Annotated in this window: 18 protein-coding genes and 4 pseudogenes; 9 read left to right on the plus strand and 13 right to left on the minus strand. The window is 67.7% G+C overall.

The window, feature by feature from the left end:
- Positions 1–58: 58 nt before the first annotated feature.
- Positions 59–553: a thiamine pyrophosphate-dependent enzyme gene (locus OG994_RS03860; protein WP_328853655.1), complete on the plus strand. Its 495-nt coding sequence runs from the start codon at positions 59–61 to the stop codon at positions 551–553.
- A 699-nt stretch (positions 554–1,252) separates the two neighbouring features.
- On the opposite strand, the gene OG994_RS03865 is transcribed toward OG994_RS03860, so the two are convergent.
- Positions 1,253–1,399 carry a CbrC family protein gene (locus OG994_RS03865; RefSeq protein ID WP_328852195.1) on the minus strand — a complete coding sequence of 49 codons (147 nt, stop codon included), beginning with the start codon at positions 1,397–1,399 and terminating at the stop codon, positions 1,253–1,255.
- 113 nt (positions 1,400–1,512) lie between these two features.
- Entirely contained in the window at positions 1,513–2,430 is a 918-nt protein-coding gene (locus OG994_RS03870; protein ID WP_328853849.1) for a hypothetical protein, read from the minus strand.
- On the opposite strand from OG994_RS03870, the pseudogene OG994_RS03875 reads away from it, so the two are divergent.
- A pseudogene (locus tag OG994_RS03875) lies at positions 2,345–2,984 on the plus strand (DsbA family protein). The gene OG994_RS03870 and the pseudogene OG994_RS03875 overlap by 86 nt on opposite strands.
- Positions 2,981–3,612, plus strand: a pseudogene (locus OG994_RS03880) (vitamin K epoxide reductase family protein). Before OG994_RS03875 ends, OG994_RS03880 begins: the two co-directional pseudogenes overlap by 4 nt.
- A gap of 76 nt (positions 3,613–3,688) precedes the next feature.
- Here the strand turns inward: OG994_RS03880 and OG994_RS03885 are convergent.
- Positions 3,689–4,404 (minus strand): annotated as a pseudogene (locus tag OG994_RS03885) (cation diffusion facilitator family transporter).
- Complete coding sequence (locus OG994_RS03890; RefSeq protein WP_328853656.1) at positions 4,404–4,733, minus strand: ArsR/SmtB family transcription factor; 330 nt, start codon at positions 4,731–4,733, stop codon at positions 4,404–4,406. The pseudogene OG994_RS03885 and the gene OG994_RS03890 overlap by 1 nt, the downstream one beginning before the upstream one ends.
- A 241-nt stretch (positions 4,734–4,974) precedes the next feature.
- Between OG994_RS03890 and OG994_RS03895 the strand changes: the two genes are divergently transcribed.
- From OG994_RS03895 to OG994_RS03905, 3 genes are all read left to right on the plus strand, one after another.
- Complete coding sequence (locus tag OG994_RS03895) at positions 4,975–5,133, plus strand: hypothetical protein (protein WP_328852196.1); 159 nt, start codon at positions 4,975–4,977, stop codon at positions 5,131–5,133.
- A 227-nt stretch (positions 5,134–5,360) separates the two neighbouring features.
- Positions 5,361–6,386, plus strand: coding sequence for a DUF4331 family protein (locus OG994_RS03900; protein WP_328852197.1), 1,026 nt, complete (start codon positions 5,361–5,363; stop codon positions 6,384–6,386).
- A 1,089-nt stretch (positions 6,387–7,475) separates the two neighbouring features.
- The gene (locus tag OG994_RS03905) at positions 7,476–7,649 is read left to right on the plus strand and encodes a hypothetical protein (protein WP_328852198.1); all 174 of its coding nucleotides are present in this window, start codon (positions 7,476–7,478) and stop codon (positions 7,647–7,649) included.
- Positions 7,650–7,739: 90 nt separating this feature from the next.
- Here the strand turns inward: OG994_RS03905 and nicT are convergent, their stop codons facing one another.
- The 4 genes and pseudogenes from nicT to OG994_RS03920 form a co-directional block, all read right to left on the minus strand.
- Positions 7,740–8,813 (minus strand): Nickel transporter NicT, encoded by a 1,074-nt coding sequence (nicT, locus tag OG994_RS03910; RefSeq protein WP_328852199.1) that lies wholly within the window; start codon positions 8,811–8,813, stop codon positions 7,740–7,742.
- Positions 8,814–9,039: 226 nt separating this feature from the next.
- Positions 9,040–9,432, minus strand: coding sequence for a low temperature requirement protein A (locus OG994_RS03915; protein WP_328852200.1), 393 nt, complete (start codon positions 9,430–9,432; stop codon positions 9,040–9,042).
- Between the two features lie 31 nt (positions 9,433–9,463).
- Positions 9,464–10,021: pseudogene (locus OG994_RS31520) on the minus strand (low temperature requirement protein A); the annotation flags it as partial.
- Positions 9,948–10,741, minus strand: a protein-coding gene (locus OG994_RS03920; protein ID WP_328853657.1) for an IS5 family transposase whose coding sequence is annotated in 2 segments (ribosomal slippage) — positions 9,948–10,405 and positions 10,405–10,741 — 795 coding nt in all. Because the reading frame shifts where the segments join, the coding sequence is not laid out codon by codon here. The pseudogene OG994_RS31520 and the gene OG994_RS03920, both read right to left, overlap by 74 nt.
- A gap of 302 nt (positions 10,742–11,043) precedes the next feature.
- Between OG994_RS03920 and OG994_RS03925 the strand changes: the two genes are divergently transcribed.
- Positions 11,044–11,304, plus strand: coding sequence for a hypothetical protein (locus tag OG994_RS03925; RefSeq protein ID WP_328852201.1), 261 nt, complete (start codon positions 11,044–11,046; stop codon positions 11,302–11,304).
- A 13-nt stretch (positions 11,305–11,317) separates the two neighbouring features.
- Positions 11,318–12,451, plus strand: a complete 1,134-nt coding sequence (locus OG994_RS03930) for a cupin domain-containing protein (protein WP_328852202.1) — start codon at positions 11,318–11,320, stop codon at positions 12,449–12,451.
- Between the two features lie 53 nt (positions 12,452–12,504).
- Here the strand turns inward: OG994_RS03930 and OG994_RS03935 are convergent, their stop codons facing one another.
- Together OG994_RS03935 and OG994_RS03940 are read right to left on the minus strand one after the other, a co-directional pair.
- Entirely contained in the window at positions 12,505–13,551 is a 1,047-nt protein-coding gene (locus OG994_RS03935; protein WP_328852203.1) for a DUF4331 family protein, read from the minus strand.
- A gap of 36 nt (positions 13,552–13,587) precedes the next feature.
- Positions 13,588–14,559 carry an alpha/beta hydrolase gene (locus OG994_RS03940; protein ID WP_328852204.1) on the minus strand — a complete coding sequence of 324 codons (972 nt, stop codon included), beginning with the start codon at positions 14,557–14,559 and terminating at the stop codon, positions 13,588–13,590.
- Between the two features lie 350 nt (positions 14,560–14,909).
- On the opposite strand from OG994_RS03940, the gene OG994_RS03945 reads away from it, so the two are divergent.
- On the plus strand, positions 14,910–15,569 hold the full coding sequence (locus OG994_RS03945; RefSeq protein WP_328852205.1) for a response regulator transcription factor: 660 nt from the start codon (positions 14,910–14,912) through the stop codon (positions 15,567–15,569).
- Here the strand turns inward: OG994_RS03945 and OG994_RS03950 are convergent.
- The 3 genes from OG994_RS03950 to OG994_RS03960 form a co-directional block, all read right to left on the minus strand.
- A complete protein-coding gene (locus OG994_RS03950) occupies positions 15,559–15,915 on the minus strand; it encodes a response regulator (protein WP_328852206.1) in 357 nt (118 codons plus the stop codon). The genes OG994_RS03945 and OG994_RS03950 overlap by 11 nt on opposite strands.
- A 63-nt stretch (positions 15,916–15,978) precedes the next feature.
- A complete protein-coding gene (locus OG994_RS03955) occupies positions 15,979–17,028 on the minus strand; it encodes a PAS domain-containing sensor histidine kinase (protein WP_328852207.1) in 1,050 nt (349 codons plus the stop codon).
- Between the two features lie 49 nt (positions 17,029–17,077).
- Positions 17,078–17,944: a helix-turn-helix domain-containing protein gene (locus tag OG994_RS03960; RefSeq protein ID WP_328852208.1), complete on the minus strand. Its 867-nt coding sequence runs from the start codon at positions 17,942–17,944 to the stop codon at positions 17,078–17,080.
- Positions 17,945–17,957: the final 13 nt, after the last annotated feature.

Consider the following 17,957-nt stretch of genomic DNA (forward strand, 5'->3'; position numbering starts at 1 on the left):
CACCCTGCAGAGCTGGTGCGACATCGTCGCCGCGCTGCTACCCGAACGAGCGATCGTCATCGACGAGAGCGTCAGCTCGGGCACCGCGCTCGCGCACGCCACCGCCGCAGCTCCCCGCCACGACGTCCTCATGCAGACCGGCGGCGCCATGGGCGACGGAATGCCCCTCGCCGTCGGCGCCGCCGTCGCCGCCCCCGACCGTCCAGTGCTGGCCCTGATCGCCGACGGCTGCGCCATGTACACGCCCACCGCGCTCTGGACTCAGGCACGTGAGCAACTGAACGTTACTACCGTGATACTCGACAACCACTCATACGCCATCCTGCGCCAGGAATGGAACTACTACAGCCGGCGCCCCGGCGCCAGCGACCCAGACACCAACCCCCAATTCGACCTGACCAATCCCCCGATCGACTTCGTGCGCCTAGCGGAGTCCTTCGGCGTGCCCGCCACCCGCGCCACCACCGCAGAAGAACTCACCGAACAACTGTCCAACGCCCTCACCGAACCAGGCCCACACCTCATCCAGGCCGTACTACCACCCGCCGCCTGACCACCGGCCGAACCCTCGACCACCGCGCCGGCAATCCAGCACTTCGCGCATAGCCGTGCCGGCTGTCCGGAACGCAGCGAGCACGGCGGCCGGGGTCGCGGGACACTCGGACCGGGCAGAATGGACCGAGTGAGGCGCGCCGTAGCGGGAGGCCTGCGCACCCGCCCCTTTAGAGCGTCGGTGGCCTCGGGAGCTGGCCGGCGCGGCAGTTGCTGCTCACACACGCAGAGCACCGCGTATGCGGACAGGCGCTCCTCTTGCCGCCGTGTGGCTGAGCCGCGATCCAGGCGTCTCATCGCGCAGCCCGCCTCGCTTAGAACCGGGAATTCCATCAGTTCCGACATCTGACGTTGCCAGTAGCCCAGACGCACCGACTCATCACCATTGAGCGACAGGCCATCGGCGGACTTGCTCCCCGCGACCCGTGCCGCCGCGCATCCGTAGCCCGAGCCGCTGCCTGCGGCATGGAGCGTGCAACTCGACCGACGGCAGCCGCTGCCCTACACGCGTGTGCAGCCCACGGTGGTAGTGGAAGTTGACGCCGACGTCGCCTACGACATCGAGCGCGGCCGGTGGCGACACCGAGTGAGGTTCGTCGGCGTACGCGCCGACCTGGCCGTCGACGACGTGCCGCCGCAAGCGTCGGGGTTTTGATCACCGGACCGGCTGACCAGGAACCTCGCCGCGCAAGATCGGGGGTCAGGAGAAGTCGGAGTACGCGAGGTGAGTACCGCAGTGCCGGCAGCGAAAAAGAAACGCGATGACCGGACCGTCCTTGCTGATGGCCTGCAAGTAGCACTCCTTGTCCTCCGCCACCTCGGCGGCCACGACCGAATCCGTCGCCACCGGTTCCCGGTGGTATGGGGAACTGCGGGAGATTTGCCTGATCACCAGCACCCGCCGATCCTGGGGCGCTACGAACCAGCTTTCAGGCCGAGTGTCATCGACTTCGACGCGGTTCACAGCTCGCTGAGGATCCGGCTGCGATGCTCGGCGTATTCGCCGTCGCTGACCAGTCCTTGCTCGTACACGGCTGCGAGTTGGCGCAGCCGCTCGACGATCGGGGCGAGTGGCGCCGTTGCTGGGTCGGGGTGTGGACGCGTGACAGGGTTGTCGGGATCCGACCCGACATCGTCCCTGGTGCCGAGCGGGCTGTCCGGTGCGGCTGGGGTGTCGACGGCGCGGGCGATGTTCCAGAAGTATTCGTCGAGGGCCGTGCTGCTGCTGGTGGCGCTGATGAGGTGGCGCAGGGTTTCTGTCTCGCGGTTAAGGACTGTGGCCAGGCGAGTGGCGTGAGCGGTGGTGGGCACGTGACGGCCAGCGAGGATGTCCATCGTCACGGCGGTCGCGATGTCTGCCCGGGTGGCCAGCTCGGTGGGGCAGACGCCGGCGAACTCGGCGTAGACGCACAGGTAGCGGGCCAAAGCCCGGCGGGCGGGTGGGGCTTGGGCGTCGATCGTGGCGACAAGGAGTCCGAAGCGGATCCGCCGGTGGGTGGCGGGCAACTCCGGCAAATCGATGATGGGTATCGCGCGCAGGCCGGGCGCGGCGAGGAGTTCCAGCGCGACGCACTGGCGCGCGTACTCCTCGCGGCTTGTCGCGACTTCCGCGGCGACGCCACGCACCCTCAGCAGTTCCTCCCTGACCTGATGAAACTGCACCTCAAGCTGGTTAGCCTGGCGGACCGCCTGGTTGCGGGCATTCTCCGAGGCCCGCAGGTTGCTGACGTGACGCTCAGTCTCCGCGCGCAGGCGCTCCTGCAGGTGTGCGACCTGGCGTTGCAGGACCGGGATGGCGGGTTCGGTCTCCGGGACGTTGCGCTGCCCGGGCGGTCTGCTGGCCGTCAATCGTCCCGACCAGCCGCCTGTCGCGACCACCGATACTGGCGCGATCGAATCGTCGGTGCTGGTGCGCGAGGACAGTCACCGGCTGTCCACCGCGGCGGACGGCAGGGTGACGCTGGTGGAGTCCCTCGACTTCGAGTGCGAGTCCTGCGCCGCCGCCTACCCGGCGGTCAAGCAGATCCTGGCCACATACCAGAAGTGCATCACCGTCGTGGCCAGGTGCTTCCCGATCCCCGGCCATCCGAATGCCGACCTGGCTGCCCGGACCGCTCAGGCTGCCGCGAACCAGGGCCGTTTCTCCGAGATGTACGTCCAGCTGTTCGAGAACCAGACCAGTCGGAGTCACAAGGAGCAGTCCCAGAATGAGGTGTTCGTCGGCTACGCCCGTGCCCTCGGCCTGGACGTGCCGCGCTTCCAGCGCGATCTCGAACCCTGCGACTGCCACGCGGGTCGCCAAGGACAAGGCCGACGGCGCGGCGGCCGGCGTGCAGGGCACGCCGACGTTCTTCCTCAACGGCCGGCAACTGACCGACCTGCGCGGCCAGGACGACCTCGTCGCCGCCATCGATGCCGCGCTGGCCGAATGACTGCCACCGTCGACCAGCACGCCGAGTGGGTCTCACCCGAGCAGGATTTTCTGTCTCGGGCCACCGCCTGGATCTGCGTTGTCGGTGGCGGTGTCGGGTTGCTCGCCGCCATGATCCTCATCGTCGAGAAAATCAACCTGCTCGCCGACCCCGACTATGCCGAGCTGCAGCATCAATCCGATCCTGTCCTGCGGCTCGGTGATGACCACACCTGAGGCCGAGGCGTTCGGAATCCCCAACCTCCTGATCGGCATCGCGGGTTTCGCCGTGGTCACACAATCGGCGTCGTCTTGCTGACCGGTGCGCGATTGCCCACCTGGTTGTGGTGGGGACTCCAGGCCGGCGCGACGTTCGGCGTGATCTTCGTGCACTGGCTGATCTATCAGAGCCTCTATGTCATCGGCGCCCTGTGCCCGTACTGCATGGTCGTCTGGGCCTCACCATCCCGATCTTTCACTACGTGACCCTGCGCACCCTGCACCAGCATCCTGGTGCGCTTCCCGGGCCTGTGCGGCGGGTCGCCGCCGCTGCTGGCACCTACCACAGCCTCATCCTGAGCGGCTGGTACGCGGTCATCCTCATCGCGATCCTGAACCGCTTCTGGGAATACTGGATCACCCTCTTCTAGCCCGTCCGTTGCTCCTAAGCTCGCCGGACGGCTAGTGTCGCGAGCGGAAGGAACCTCCCGCGCCCGCAGCTTCCGCTCAACGGTGATCGGTGTTACAGCATTCGCCGTCGCGCCCGCTGGCGTCGCCGCCTGCGGTGGGGGAGCGCAAGACGGCGTCGGGGGCGCAGCACGTGTCGCCGCGCCAGCTTCGCGGCTTTCTTTCACCGGGATAGCGGCGATCACCAACGCGGCGGCGGGGTCGGCCCACCACCAGCCGAACAGCGAGTTTATCGCCAGCCCGACCAGCAGCACCGCCGAGAGGTACGTGCACAGCAGGGTCTGGTTGGAGTCTGCGACGGCTGAGGCCGACCCGAGTTCGCGTCCCGCACGACGCTGCGCGGCGGACAACACCGGCATCACCGCCAGCGACACCGCGGCCAGGACCAGACCGATCGTGGAGTGCTCCGCACGGTCGGCGCCGACGAGCGCACGCACCGATTCGACGGACACGTACGCGGCGAGGGCGAAGAACGACAGCGCGATGATCCGCAGCGCGGTGCGCTCCCGACGTTCGTGGTCGGGGCCGGAAGACTGCCAGGCGACCGAGGTGGCTGAGGCCACCTCGATGATCGAGTCGAGCCCGAAGCCGATCAGCGCGGTCGAGGAGGCCATCCTGCCGGCGCTGACGGCGACGATCGCCTCGACGACGTTGTAGGTGATCGTCGCCGTGACGAACAGGCGCACCCGCCGAATCAGGATCGAGCGGCGGGCCGGTGACGGACCAACTGACACCAGCGGAAGTGGCGCGTTCATCAGTGGCATCCCTCGGCCTCGGTGGCCGGGCAGGCGGCCGGATCGATGGCCAGGACGAGGCCGAGCAGGTCTCCAAGGGCGTGCGCGAGGCGCGCGTCGGCGAGCTTGTAGCGGCTGCGGCGGCCCTCGGGTACGGCGACGACGAGGCCGCAGCCGCGCAGGCACGCCAGGTGGTTGGACAGGTTCTGCCGGCTTGTGCCCAGCAGGTCCGCAAGGTCGGCAGGATAGCCGGGACCCTCGCGCAGCGCGAGCAGGAGCCGGGCGCGGACCGGGTCGGACAGGGCGTGACCGAAGCGAGCCAGAACCTGTCCGTGCGTGAGCTTCTTCACCACCCGAGAGCACATCATCAGATGAATAAACAGAGCGCTGAACTAATTCTTCGCAAGTCTTGACCAGGGTCCGATCGGTCTACCCCAACGTGTGGATGTTTGCATGATTTGCAGTCCGGTTGGCCAGCAGGACGCCGACGGCGCAACGAACACGGTGAATGGGACCCACTGATGGGCCACGACCACGGCCGCAGCCATCAGGTGACGGCGACTGGGCAGCACCGCCGAGCCCCTGGCCGGCGTGCTCCTGGTGTCGGTGGTGATCTTCGCTGTCGAGGTCGTCGGTGCGGTCATCACCGGCCTGCAAACCTGCCTGGCTGGGCACTTCGACGTCGACTACAGCGCCTTCCAACTCGAACCGGCCAGCCACGCCGACCACGAACACCCCACCCACCCCTAACCGAGGCGCACCGCCTACTGCCTTCGGCCTGTTGATCTTTCAACCCGGGCGGATGGTCTCCGCAGGCGCCATCGCGCGGCTCGTGTTGCCGTGGAACTCCCGACACCGTGGAGCAACGACCTGGACGACCTGGTCGATTGCTGACGAATGCCGTGAAACGACTGTTTTGCTGCTAGTTCTTGGGTTAGCTTCGGCCTGTCCTATCGCAGCAAGTTCAGGAGCCGACGATGTCTCATCACCTTGACACTCCGCACGCCGCCCAGACCGGCCAGCTCTACCTTGACGACTTGTATGTCTTCCCCGGCGAACGCGGGACTGTGTTGGTGATGGATGTGAACAGCTCGGTCACGAACGTCGACCTTCAGCCGGGCTTCCATCACGAGGGCCGGTACGAGTTCAAGCTCCTCATCAACGGATCGACGAAGGAGGAATTGACCTATCGGATCACTTTTGGCGAGTTCGACGGCCAGGGGCAGGATCTGACCGTGTCTGTTCTGACGGGCGCGGAGGCCCGGGACGACGCCGCAACGGGCCTGGTGGTGGCCCAGGGTCGCACGGGCGAGGAAGTAGCGGCCGGGCAGCGTCTGCGGGTGTGGGCTGGGAGGATCACCGACCCCTTCTACGTGGATCTGGATCTACTCGCCACCGTTAACGGCGCGGTCGCCAAGGGTACGAAGCTGGACCGGTCGACGTGGAAGCCGGAGAAGGCGAAGAACAGCTTTGTCAACACCACCGTCGATTCGATCGTCCTGGAGGTTATCGAGGAGTCGGCGTTCTCTGATGGTACGACCATCGGTGTGTGGGCTGTCACCAAGCTCGCCACCGATGCCGGTGGCTGGCGACAGATCAACCGCGCCGGCCACCCGATGATGTGGCCCATCTTCTGGCCCCACGACACCGACTTCTCGAACCCGGCGAATACTCGGCACCCGAGCGACGACCTGCAGCAGGACGGCGCAGAGATCGCTAAGGCAGTCGCCGGCGCCGTAGCCGCCGGCGGCACGTCCAAGGACCCGCAGGCGTACGGCTGGAGCGTGGCGAAGTGGGTTTACCCGGACGTACTGTCCTACGAGGTGGGCACGCCGGCGAACTACGGCTTCGCGAAGGTCAACGGGCGGACGTTGGCCGACAATGTCCCTGAGGTGATGATGTCGCTCGCGGTCAACACGGGCATCAACTCCGGGCTTACCCCGGACACCACGAAGGACGCCCGCTCCGACTCCTTCCCGTACGTGGTCCCAGTCGCGCGGTGACCCCGGCCCGCCCATCGGGCTTGCGTGGCGCCGGCTGCCGAGCGTCCAACAGCGGAGGGGCTTCCCGGCTGTGGCTGATCCGCCGAGCGCTGCCACTGAGCAGTTGCGGCAGACGCCCTTTGGCGGCAGTTTGGGGCAGCGGAGCAGCCACGGGTAACTTCCGGGGCGGCTTGACGTTCGCCTGTGTACAGCGGAGCCCGGGGCAAGTGGGGCGGTGATCGGAAAAGTCGACATCGACCACGCCGTCCTGGGTGCCATTGACGGTATATCGCGGCGTACCCCGCAGGTTCGCCGATTGCGCTGGTGGCCTTCGACGGGGTGCTCGGTACGTTTGCGTCGCGCGAGGGACGTGTTGATCCTTCGGGTCCGCCTGATGGTCTCGTCCGCGACCCGCATCTGACCTGCACCAGGGTCAGGCCCCGCATCGGCGGCGGTCGGTAGGAGGTGAGCCGAGAAAGGCCGCCGACTGCCGGGTCGCCGCTGGCTGGGTTGGCGACCCGGCCGCAGCGGCGCCGGAGATGAGCGGGGTCCTCGTCAGCGAATCGTTGAGCGCCGGCACCGACCTACGGGTGGGTGAGGTCGCACTTGAGAGGGTCTGGCCCGCCCGTCCGTCAATCAGGTCGACAATCGTGCTTGGGCTTCGATCGGTGGCTAAGGCGCTGCACCTGGCCGGCGAGGTGGCGTTGCGTTGAGAGAGACGCTGCTGCGCGGGTTGCCGCGCGCGAGACGATGATCAGCGCGACTGGTGGGGTGCGTAGCGGCTGCGATTTTCTGCGAGGCGGCCGCCCTGCCTGGGCATTTGACAACCCCGCACTCCCGGCCTGGCATGCGAGGTTGACGCGCTGCCTGAGGTAAACGAGGTGGGAGCTGGGCGGCGTCGTGTCAGTCGCGGAACCTGCTCAGCGGGCACTGGTCGGCGGACGTCAGCTGACCGGGGCGGACTTTCGGGCCCACAGTCCCGGTTCCAAGGGGGAGCACCTGGCTGCAAACCTGAGCCTGGTGGACGCGCTCGGACGGATCTCGCACCGCCTGGGGACGACCACGAGCCAGGTGGCGGTCGCCTGGGTGGTGGCGTAGGGCGAGCAGGTCGTGCCGTTGGTCGGCGCGCGGCGGCGGATTCGGTTGGTCGAATCGCTGGCCGCGGTCGACCTGATGCTGGATCGGAGCACGCTGGACGATATCGAGCGGGCCGTGCCGGGCGGGTCCGCCTCGGGGCAACGGTGCGCGGCGGCGATCATGGTCAGGCTCGACAGTGAGATGTGACCCGAGGGGTGGTGGACGGGGTGGACGGTCCCGTTCACCCGTCCACCCGCCCTCGATCGCGCGATCAGGCACCGTGTAACCATCAGAGGGTCAGCCGTTGCTGTCCGTGCGAGGGCCCGACTGCGGGGACCACCTCTGCTCGATGCGTCCGTACCGCCAGATCAGCACGGCCACTGCCCAGGTGATCACGAACAGGCCGACGACGCCGAACCCGAGGGTGTTGAAGTCGAGGTTCGCGTTCCAGGACCAGAACCCGCCCGAGAGGCCGAGTTGCCCGGACAGCACCGATAGCAACTCGGCGGTGCCGATGAGCACCGCGACGAGCACGGACAGCCCGGTGACGGTCAGGTTGTAGTAGACCTTTCGGGCCGGGTTCGAGAATGCCCAGCCGTAGGCGAAGTTCATGAACGTGCCGTCGATGGTGTCCAGCAGGGACATTCCCGCCGCGAACAGGACTGGCAGGCAGAGCAGCGTGTACCAGGGCAGCCCTGCGACGGTGGCGGTGCCGGCGAGCACCAGCAGGGCGACCTCCGTCGCGGTGTCGAAGCCCAGCCCGAACAGGACTCCCAGCGGGTACATGTGCCAGGTCTTGGTGATGGACCTGGTGAACCGGCCGAACACCCGGTTCATGAGACCCCGGTTCGTGAGGTTCTCCTCCAGTCCGGCCTCGTCGTAGGGGCCGGATCGCATCGCGCGGAAGGCCTTGATGATCCCGACCAGGATCACGGCGTTCAGGATGGCGATGAGGTAGAGGAAGGCGCCGGAGATCGACGTCCCGATCAGTGAGGTGTAGTGGTGTAGCGCGGAGTTGTTCTGCTGTACGGGCCCGATGAACTTCTTCAGGCCGAGCGACAACAGCAGTGCCAGTCCGAAGACCACGCTGGAGTGGCCGAGCGAGAAGAAGGAGCCGACGGACAGGGGTCGTTGCCCCTCGTGCATGAGCTTTCGCGTTGTGTTGTCGATGGCGGAGATGTGGTCGGCGTCGAAGGCGTGCCGCATGCCGAGCGTGTAGGCGGTGAATCCCACACCGAGGCCGAGAGTCTGGGTGCCGACGATGTAGTGCTGGGGTGCGACCAGCAATGCCAATGTGCCCCAGCCGAGAACGTGCAGGCCGATCACGACAGCGGCCATCCCGCCGACGCGGCCCCACTCGGCCCTGCTCATTGGCCGCAGGGCGGATCTGGTTGCTGGCCGCCCAGGCGTGCGGATCGGCGTGGTCGTCATGGCTTTCCCCCGGCGATGTGGATTGCGAAATAGGGCATATCCGAGACTGCCTGCCGGGGCCTGCGCAATCCATGACGTGAACTCCAAATCGCAGCGTGGGGTTTTCCCCAGCTTTGGGCCGCAACAGGCCAGCGCGGTTGGTCCGGAGCGCATGACTGAGGTCGCCTCAACGAGTTGGTGCGGGCGGCGCCATCGACCGGCCATGGCTGCGGGCGGTATCCAGGGCGGCAACCAGAGCCAGGACGAGGGTCGCCGCAGCCGAGGCGATCTCTGGCGGCAGGTGAACCACGACGATCGAGATTCCGGCCAGAGCGATGATCCCGATCAACCGGGGTGCGGTCACCCGACCCAAGATCAGGTATTCGAAGGCGGACCGTCCGGCCAGGAAGAGAGCGGGACCACCGGTGATTCCGGCTATACAGCCCGGGGGTGGGTTTTGGTCGGGTGCTTCGATGATGAGGGTGAAGCCGACGGCGGTCAGGATGATGCCGGCGATCATTGTCATTTGCAGGTACGAGGACCATTGGCTGAGGCGGGGCGGATTGGCTGCAGGCGGCAATCGCTGGTCCCAGTTGAGCTCCGGCGCGGTAGATATAGAGCCGCCACATCAACGCCGCGCTCGCCGCCGACAGCAGCAGTACGGCGCTGCGGCTGAGGGTGAAGTCCTCGGGTCCGGTGTCCGTGAAGGACAGGCCGATGATCAGGATCATCTCGCCGAACGCGACGATCACCACCTGCCGGTTGCGTTCAGCGAGGTGTGTCTCGGAGATTCCCAGTTCCCACCCGGGGCCTGGGCCCAGCCCGGTTGTTGGCCAGCGCAGCGTCGCCGAGACGTAATCCAGGAGCAGGGCGCACAGCCACAGGACGCCTGCGTGCCGCGATGAGCTTCCGGTAGTCAGGCCAGCACAACCGACGAGACGCCTCGACCTCGAAGGCGCCAATGTTCTTCGGCCGCTCAGGTCTGGCAGGGGAGCACTCGAGACAGCTACCGGGCGACGCTCCAGTGGTCCACCTGGGGCCGGGACGCTGGCACTCCGTGCATCGCCTGGTGGGACTGCTGCCGCTTTAGAGGTCCTAACAAAGTCGGGCGACGTGTCGGTACGTGATGATGCAGGTGGCGAGGGTGAGGAAGGCTTCGTGGATGTCATCACGGCGTTCCCACCGGATGCGTAGCCGTCGCATGCCGTGGTACCAGGCGATCGTCCGCTCGATCACCCACCGGAACACACCGAGTCCGGAGCCGTGGGGCTGGCCGCGGCGGGCGATACGCGGGCGGATGCCCTTGCCGCCTACCGCCTTGCGGTACTTGTCGTGGTCGTAGGCGCGGTCGCCGAACAGCTGGTCAGGGCGCCGGCGGGGCCGACCACGCCTCCCGCGGACCGGCGGGATCTTGTCGATCAGCGGGAGCAGTTCGGTGACGTCGTGGCGGTTGCCGCCGGTCAACGACACGGCCAGGGGGATGCCGGCGCCCTCGGTCAGGACGTGGTGCTTCGAGCCCGGGCGGGCGCGGTCGACCGGGCTCGGCCCACTTTTGGGCCACGTCGAGCGGACCGTACATGCGAGGAGTCGATCACGGCGCGGGACCAGTCCAGCTTCCCGGCCGCCTGGAGCTCTGCCAGCAGCAACTCGTGCAGCCGCTGCCACACCCCAGCCCGGTTCCACTCCTCCAACCGCCGCCAGCAGGTCATCCCGGAGCCGAACCCCAACTCCTGGGGCAGGAACTCCCACTGGATGCCGGTGTGCAGCACGAACAAGATCCCACACAGCACCTGCCGATCCGGGATCCGCTTCCGTCCCGGGTGCCGAGGATTGCGCTCAGGCTTGGGCAGCAACGGCTCGATGCGCTGCCACAGCCCGTCCGACACGATCCACGGCGGCTGCTCACCACGCCTCACGGCCGAACACTGTAGATCATCGTCTACACCGGACAAGCCCCTAGACCATTTTGTTAGGACCTCTTAGTGACGTATCGGGCGGAGCACGTCGCGCGGGCGGCTACCCCGCGTGTAGATGCCGTCTGCGCCCAGTCGAGTCATGGCGGCAGGACTGGGCGGCCCATCGGCAATACGCTGGGATGCGCAGACTTGCCAATCGTGTCCAGTATTCGACCTGTCGTAATGGCGCGATCACGTGATGCGACGGTTGGTGTTCGGCGCCGATCATCGAAGGCATGGCCCACTCGACCGAACTTCCCGGCCTGCACCGGCTCCGCGTCGTACTGCTCATGTTCGTCCTGTTTGCCAGCACCGGGGCGGGTGGTCATGTTCCGGCGTGGGCCCGTCTGGTGCTGGTGGCGACCGCGGTCGCGGTTCCGGTCGCGGTCGCGGTTCAGTACGGCTGGCCTGGTGTGCGTGCCCTGCTGGGGATCTCGTCCCGGCTACGGCTGGGAGGCGGATCCGTTCCCGGCGCCCATCCGACCCAACCCGAGTGAGGAGACAGCGATCATGGCGAACAACGATCCCCAGCCGCGGCGCGGCGAGCAGGGTGCCGCGCCCTTCGCGGGCCGTAACGTCGAGCTGGAGCGGCAGAACCCCGATCTCCTGGTACCGCCCACGACGGACAGTCGGCTCGTGCCCAACCTCAAGTTCTCGTTCTCCCAGGCGCACACGCGGGTGGAGAAGGGTGGCTGGACCCGCGAGGTCACCGTCCGCGATCTGCCGATCGCCAGTCAGATGGCCGGTGTCCAGTTCGGGTTGGAGCCGGGCGCGTACCGGGAGATCCACTGGCATCAGCAGTCGGAGTGGGCGTACATGCTCTCCGGCAGTTGCCGGATCAGCGCTGTCGACCACGAGGGGCGCAACTTCATCGAGGACGTGAATGAGGGTGACCTGTGGTTCTTTCCGCAGGGCATCCCGCACAACATCCAGGCGTTGGCCGACGGCGCCCAATTCCTGCTGGTGTTCGATGACGGGGCATTCTCGGAGAACAACACGTTCCTGCTCAGTGACTTCTTCGCCCACACGCCTCGGCACGTCCTGGCCAAGAACTTCGGCTGGACGACCGAGCAGATGGAGAACCTGCCCGAGCGGGAAAAGTACATCTTCGCGGGCGATGTCCCACCGCCGCTGCAACAGGACCGGGTGATCAGCCCGACCGGCGACATCCCGCGAAGCTTCAAGCACCGGATGCTCGCGCAGACCCCGCAACGCTTCCGGGGCGGGACGGTCCGGGTCACCGACTCGACCAACTTCGCCGCGTCGGTGACCACCGCGGCCGCCCTGGTGGAGGTCGAGCCTGGGGGGATGCGGGAGCTGCACTGGCATCCGACCACCGATGAGTGGCAGTACTTCACCTCGGGGACCGGTCGGATGGGAGTGTTCGCGTCGCAGGCCGCCGCGCGGACGTTCGACTTCCAGGCCGGTGACGTGGGTTACGTCCCGTTCGCATACGGCCACTACATCGAGAACACCGGCGATGAGCCGCTGGTGTATCTGGAGATGTTCCGGCATGCGCGCTTCGAGGACATCTCGGTGATGCAGTGGATGGCGAACACGCCGCACGAGGTCATCGCGGACACGATCAACGTGCAGAAGTCGATCGTCGACGGCCTGCCGACCACCAAGCAGGTCGTGATCTGAACGCGGTGACCGGCCTCGACACGCGAGGCCGGTCACCGCGCCGGTACGGTCGTTCAGGCGACCTGGGGCACGTACGGGAAGTGGCGTGTCGGCTTCGCGGTGACTGAGTTCTTGGTGAGGCCGATCGTGAAGGCGGTGTTGGTGGCGAGGGAGAACATCACGTCGGGGGCGTTGTCGATCAGCGACCGCCCGTTGAAACCAGCGAAGCCGTACACCGCCGGGGTGCCGATGGTGTACGGCAGCACGTCGGGGAAGAGCCGGGCGGCGACCGTCGCGCCGTACGCCTGCGGGTCCTGCGCGGTGCCGTAGGCGGCGACGACCCCGGCCACCGCTGCGGCGACGGCCTTGCCGTAGTTGGCGGTGTCGTCCGCCGGGAGGGTGGCGTTGAGCTGGTTGCCCAACTGCTCGTCGTACTGGGTGAGCAGCGGGTGGATCATCGGGTGCCCGGCGCGGTTGATCTGTCGCCAGCCGCCGGCGTCGGTGGCCAGGTTGGTCACCGCCCAGGCGTGGATTCGATTGTCCGGGCCGGTGGCGGCGAGTAGCTGCTCGTCGGGGACTTCCAGGACGATCGTGTACACGGTGTGTCCGGCGAACAAGTTCGTGGCCTGCGCCGGGGTCCACGCGCCGAGGTCGGCGCGGGTGCCGTCGGTCAGGGCGTGGCCGATGGCGTGTAGGACGTCGGGCTCGATCCAGAAGGGGTCACCGGCCTTGCCGGCCCAGAGCCGTAGGCCGACGGTGGTCTCGGTGGCCCGGCCGGTGCTGCCCTCGGCCAGCAGGGTGCCCGGGGCGTGCGGGTCCGCTGCGTCGGGTCCGTCGAGTCGGACCAGCCGCACGGTCTGGTTACCGGCCTGGTCGAGTTCGGCGAAGGTGAACCGGTAGCTGAGCTCCTCGACCGCGTCACCATTGGTGTCGATCTTGAACTCGTACTGGGCCTCGTGGTGGTAGCCAGCGGGGACCTCGTGTCCGGTGGCCGCGGTGGCGATGGAGTGGTTCACGTTCATCACGAACACCGTGCCGCGCTCGCCACGGAAGAGGTACAGGTCAGTGATGTCCAGTCGGACGTCCTGGCGGGCGGCGGGGGAATCGAGGTGGTGCGACATCGTTCGAACTCCTTGGAAGGAAGGGGTGTAGGTGGGTCAGGCGTCGGTGCCGAGCGCGGCGCGCAGCACGGTGATCGCCTGGGTGATCGCGGCCTGCGCGGCGTGGGTCTCGCGCAGGGCGTTGAGCATCACGAAGTCGTGGATGATGCCCTGGTAGCGCACGGCGGTGACCGGGACGCCGGCCTTGCGCAGCTTGTTCGCGTACGCCTCGCCCTCGTCGCGCAGCACGTCGGCCTCGCCGGTGATCACCAGCGCCGGGGGCAGGCCCCAAAGCTGCTCGACCGTCGCGCGCAGCGGCGACGCGGTGATCTGCGCCCGCTCGGCGAGGTCGGTCGTGTACTGGTCCCAGAACCACTGCATGCCGTCGCGGCGCAGGAAGTAGCCGGTGGCGAACCGCTGGTACGACGTGGTGTCGAACGCGGCATCGGTGACCGGGTAGAAGAGCACCTGCTGCGCCAGATCCACGCCGCCGCGGTCCTTGGCCATCAGGGTCAGCGCGGCTGCCATGTTCCCGCCGACGCTGTCCCCGGCGACCGCGATACGGGCGGCGTCCAGGCCGTGCTCGGCGCCGTGGGCCGCGATCCAGGTCGCGACCGCGTAGTTCTCCTCGATGGCGACCGGGTAGCGGGCCTCGGGGGAGAGGCTGTAGTTCGGAAAGACCACAGCGGCGCCTGTGCCGACGGCAAGTTCCCGGACGAGGCGGTCGTGGGTGTGGGCGTTGCCGAACACCCAGCCTGCGCCGTGGATGTAGATGATCACCGGCAGCGGGCCGGTGGCGCCGATCGGGCGCAGGATCCGCACCGAGACCGGGCCGTTCGGGCCGCCGGGCACGGTGGTTTCCTCGATGTCGACCTTCGGCTTGTCGATGTCGCCGCTCTGCACCTCGTCGACGGCCGTGCGTCCCTCGACCGGGCCGAGGTCGAACAGGTACGGCGGGTTCGCGGTCGCCTCGACGAACGCCTGCGCCGCCGGTTCGAGTACCACGGGCTGGTTCTCCGACTGGTTCATGTCCTTCTCCTTGCCGTCGGCCCCGCACTGGGGCTCGGTTGTTCCCTGTCTTCGCGGGGAGGCTCGTTGGCATCTCCGCCGCTGACAAGAAGTCTTGCGAGAAAGGCGGGGAAAGGCTGTCGAGCGGTCTCCAACCTTTCGCCGCTGTCCGCCCGACGACTTTTCACTGTCCGCCCGAGGGCGCGGCTGGGGCTAACCCCACGAGGGGATTGGGTTCGCCGGTCGAGCGCCCTGGTGAGCCGGCCTGAACCGGCGCCACCTCGCTGGTTAGAATTGCGCTGGTCCCGGAGTTACCGGTTGACCGGTAACCGGCATTCGGGATGCAACCGAATTGCTGAGATAGAGAGTCGATGAACAGCACACTTCGCGCCGTTGTCGGCGAGGATCAGCCCCTGGTCCGGGAAGGCATCGTGTCGATGCTGGCCCGGGTGAACATCGAGGTTGTGGCGTCGGCGGCCAACGCTGACGATTTGATCCGGAGCGCGGCCGAGCATCGGCCGGACGTGGTGATCACGGACATCCAGATGCCGCCGAATCTGGCCGACGACGGTCTGCGGGCGGTGTTGCGGATCCGGGCGACCCAGCCTCTGGTCGGCGTGATCGTGTTGTCCCAGTTCCTCGACGCCGGCTACGCTCTCGACCTCGTTGGTGATGATCCGTCCGGGGTGGGCTACCTCCTCAAGGAGAAGATCGCCAGCCCGGACATGCTGAGCGACGCGGTGCGGCGGGTCGTGAACGGTGGTTCGGCCCTGGATCCTGACGTCATCGCCAGTCTGGTCGGGCGCAAACGCACCGGCGATCCGCTTGGCGGACTGACGCCCAGGGAGAGAGAAGTGCTGTCCCTGATGGCCGAAGGGCATTCGAACGCGGGAATCGCCAGCAAACTGTTCGTGACGGTGCCCGCCGTTGAGCGGCACGTCACCGGGATCTTTCAGAAGCTCGACCTGCAGCAGGCGGACTCGACCCAGCACCGTAGGGTGCTGGCCGTGCTGACGTTCCTCAGGAGCTGAACAGGGCGTCGAAGTCGGCGTCGAACAACCGGTCCTTTACCACGAACGACCGGATACCCGCCTCGGTCAATTCCTCGGGCGGCCACGGCGACGCGTCGGTCGATGCCAGCACCACCGTCGGCGGTCGGTCGGCCAGTCTCAGTGCCCGCGCGACCGCGAGCCCGTCCCGATCGGGCAGGTTCAGGTCCAGCAGGACGGCGTCGGGGGCGTGGCGGCGTACGGCTTCGATGCCGGAGGCGCCGTCGACCGCTTCCGCCACGACGCTCAGGCCGCGAGCGGTGAGCAACATCGTCACCACTCGCCGAAAGCCCGCGTCGTCATCGACGACGACCACCGTTACCGCCATGTTTCCAGGATCGCGCGGCCCGGCGGCCCTGGTCCATGGGGTCAACCCCACGAAATCTGCTGGTCAGACGGGCACTGGTAGTCGAGCCCGGATGATCGTGCCGCCTCCACGGCGCGAGGTGATCGTGATGTCGCCGTCGAACGCGGCCACCCGGTCGGTCAGGCCGATCAGTCCGCTGCCGGACCTCCGGTCATCGATGCCCCCGATTCCGTCGTCGGCGACCGTGACCACCAGGTCGTCGGCGAGGGTGAGGGTGATCTCGATGCGGGAGGCGCACGAGTGCTTCGCGGCGTTCGTCATCGCCTCGGAGATCAGGAAGTAGACGTTCGACTCGACCGCGGCGGGCAGGCGGCGATCAAGCCTTCCGGACACGACGGTCGGAATCGGGCTGCGGGCCGCCAGGGCGTCGACGGCCGGCGCCAGCCCTCGGGCGGTCAGCATCGACGGGTGGATGCCCACGGCGAGTTGCCGCAGCTCGTCGATGGCCGCCTGAGCGTCGGCGACCGAATTGTCGATGAGCGGGAGCGCCTGCGGGCTGGTCGTGGCGATCTGCTCCCGGGCCAGGCGCAGGCCGATCAGCAGGTTCACCAGCCGTTGCTGCGCGCCGTCGTGCAGGTCACGTGCCGTCTGCCGATGCACAGCGGCGACGCTTTCGATGATGCGGCGTTGGGCAGCGCGGGACTCGGACGCGCGGATCTGCGCCGCGTCGCGCTCGCGGGCGGCGTGCTCGAACGCTCGCCGTTCGGTGGCGTCGGACCAGGCGCACACGACGCCTCGGCCGCTGGGCAGGGTGATGGGGGCCGACCACCACGAGACCGGGAAGAACGATCCGTCTCGGCGCAGGAACCAGTCGTCGTCGCTGTGCGCGGTAACGCCGGTCTGCGCCGGGGCGAGCATGAGGCACTCCGAGGCGGGAAACGGGGAGCCGTCGCGGCGGATCGGATGTAGGAGCAGGTGGCTGGAGCGACCCTGAATGTCTGCGGTGTCCTGGTAGCCGAGCGCGGTGACGGCGGCTGGGTTGGTGTAGACGACGATGCCCGCCGAATCTGCCACCCAGACCGGCTGCGGCACGGCGTCGAGGACGCTCGGCAGCAGTTCGGCGATGGTCGTCACCGGGCGGCCCTCGCTGCCGCGGCGACAGTCAGGTCACCGTTCGGGCCCATCATGGCTGCCGCGCCACGCGTGTGCTCACCTGCGCTGGCCCAACCTGCTCCTGCGCGGTCAGGCTGCCCAGTACGGCCAGCCGCTCCGCCGTCGCTGAACCGGGTTCGGCGCGAAAGACCTTCACCATCAGGTCCGGATTGGCGGCGGGGCGCAGGATCTCGTACGTCAGGTCGAGGTCGCCGACCAGCGCATGGTGCAGCAGGATAAGCTCCGATGTCTTCTCCCGCACCTCGGCCTTCGCCCAGCGCTTGCGGAAGTCGTCGCTCTGCACGCTCAACTCCCCGACCAGTGCCGTGAGTTCCGGGTCGTTTGGATCGTCGCTCGCTGCCGCCCGTAGGCCCGCCACGCACACCGCGGCTACCTGTTCCCAGTCCCGGAGGTAGCTGTGGGCGTTGGGGTCGAGGAAAGTCAGTCGGGTCAGGTTGTCGCTGTGCCGGTGTCCGGCGACGAGCGCGGTGCCGAGTTGATTCGCGGCGAGGATGGTGTTGCATCGGTCCATCAGAAGGACCGGGTGGTTCGTCCACTCGTGGAGCATGGCGAGCAGATTGGGGCTGACCGCTTTCGGGCCGTTCCGATCGGGGCATCTCGGTGCCGCACCGGCCAGGACGAACAAGTAGCGTCGCGCGTCCGGTTCGAGCCGCAGCGCGCGGCCGAGCGCCTTGAGCACGCTGACCGACGGGTTACGTTCGCGTCCCTGCTCCAGCCGGATGTAGTAGTCGACGCTCAGCCCTGCCAGCGCGGCGACCTCGGCCCGGCGCAGCCCTGGCACCCGTCGCGATCCGTCCGCGGGGAGATCCACGTCGCCCGGCGACACCTGGGCGCGGCGTGCGCGCAGGAACTGCCCTAGTTCGCTCCGTTTCTGCACGTGCCAACGATAG

The sequence above is a fragment of the Micromonospora globbae genome, from assembly GCF_036184225.1.
GTDB classification, from domain to species: Bacteria; Actinomycetota; Actinomycetes; order Mycobacteriales; family Micromonosporaceae; genus Micromonospora; species Micromonospora globbae.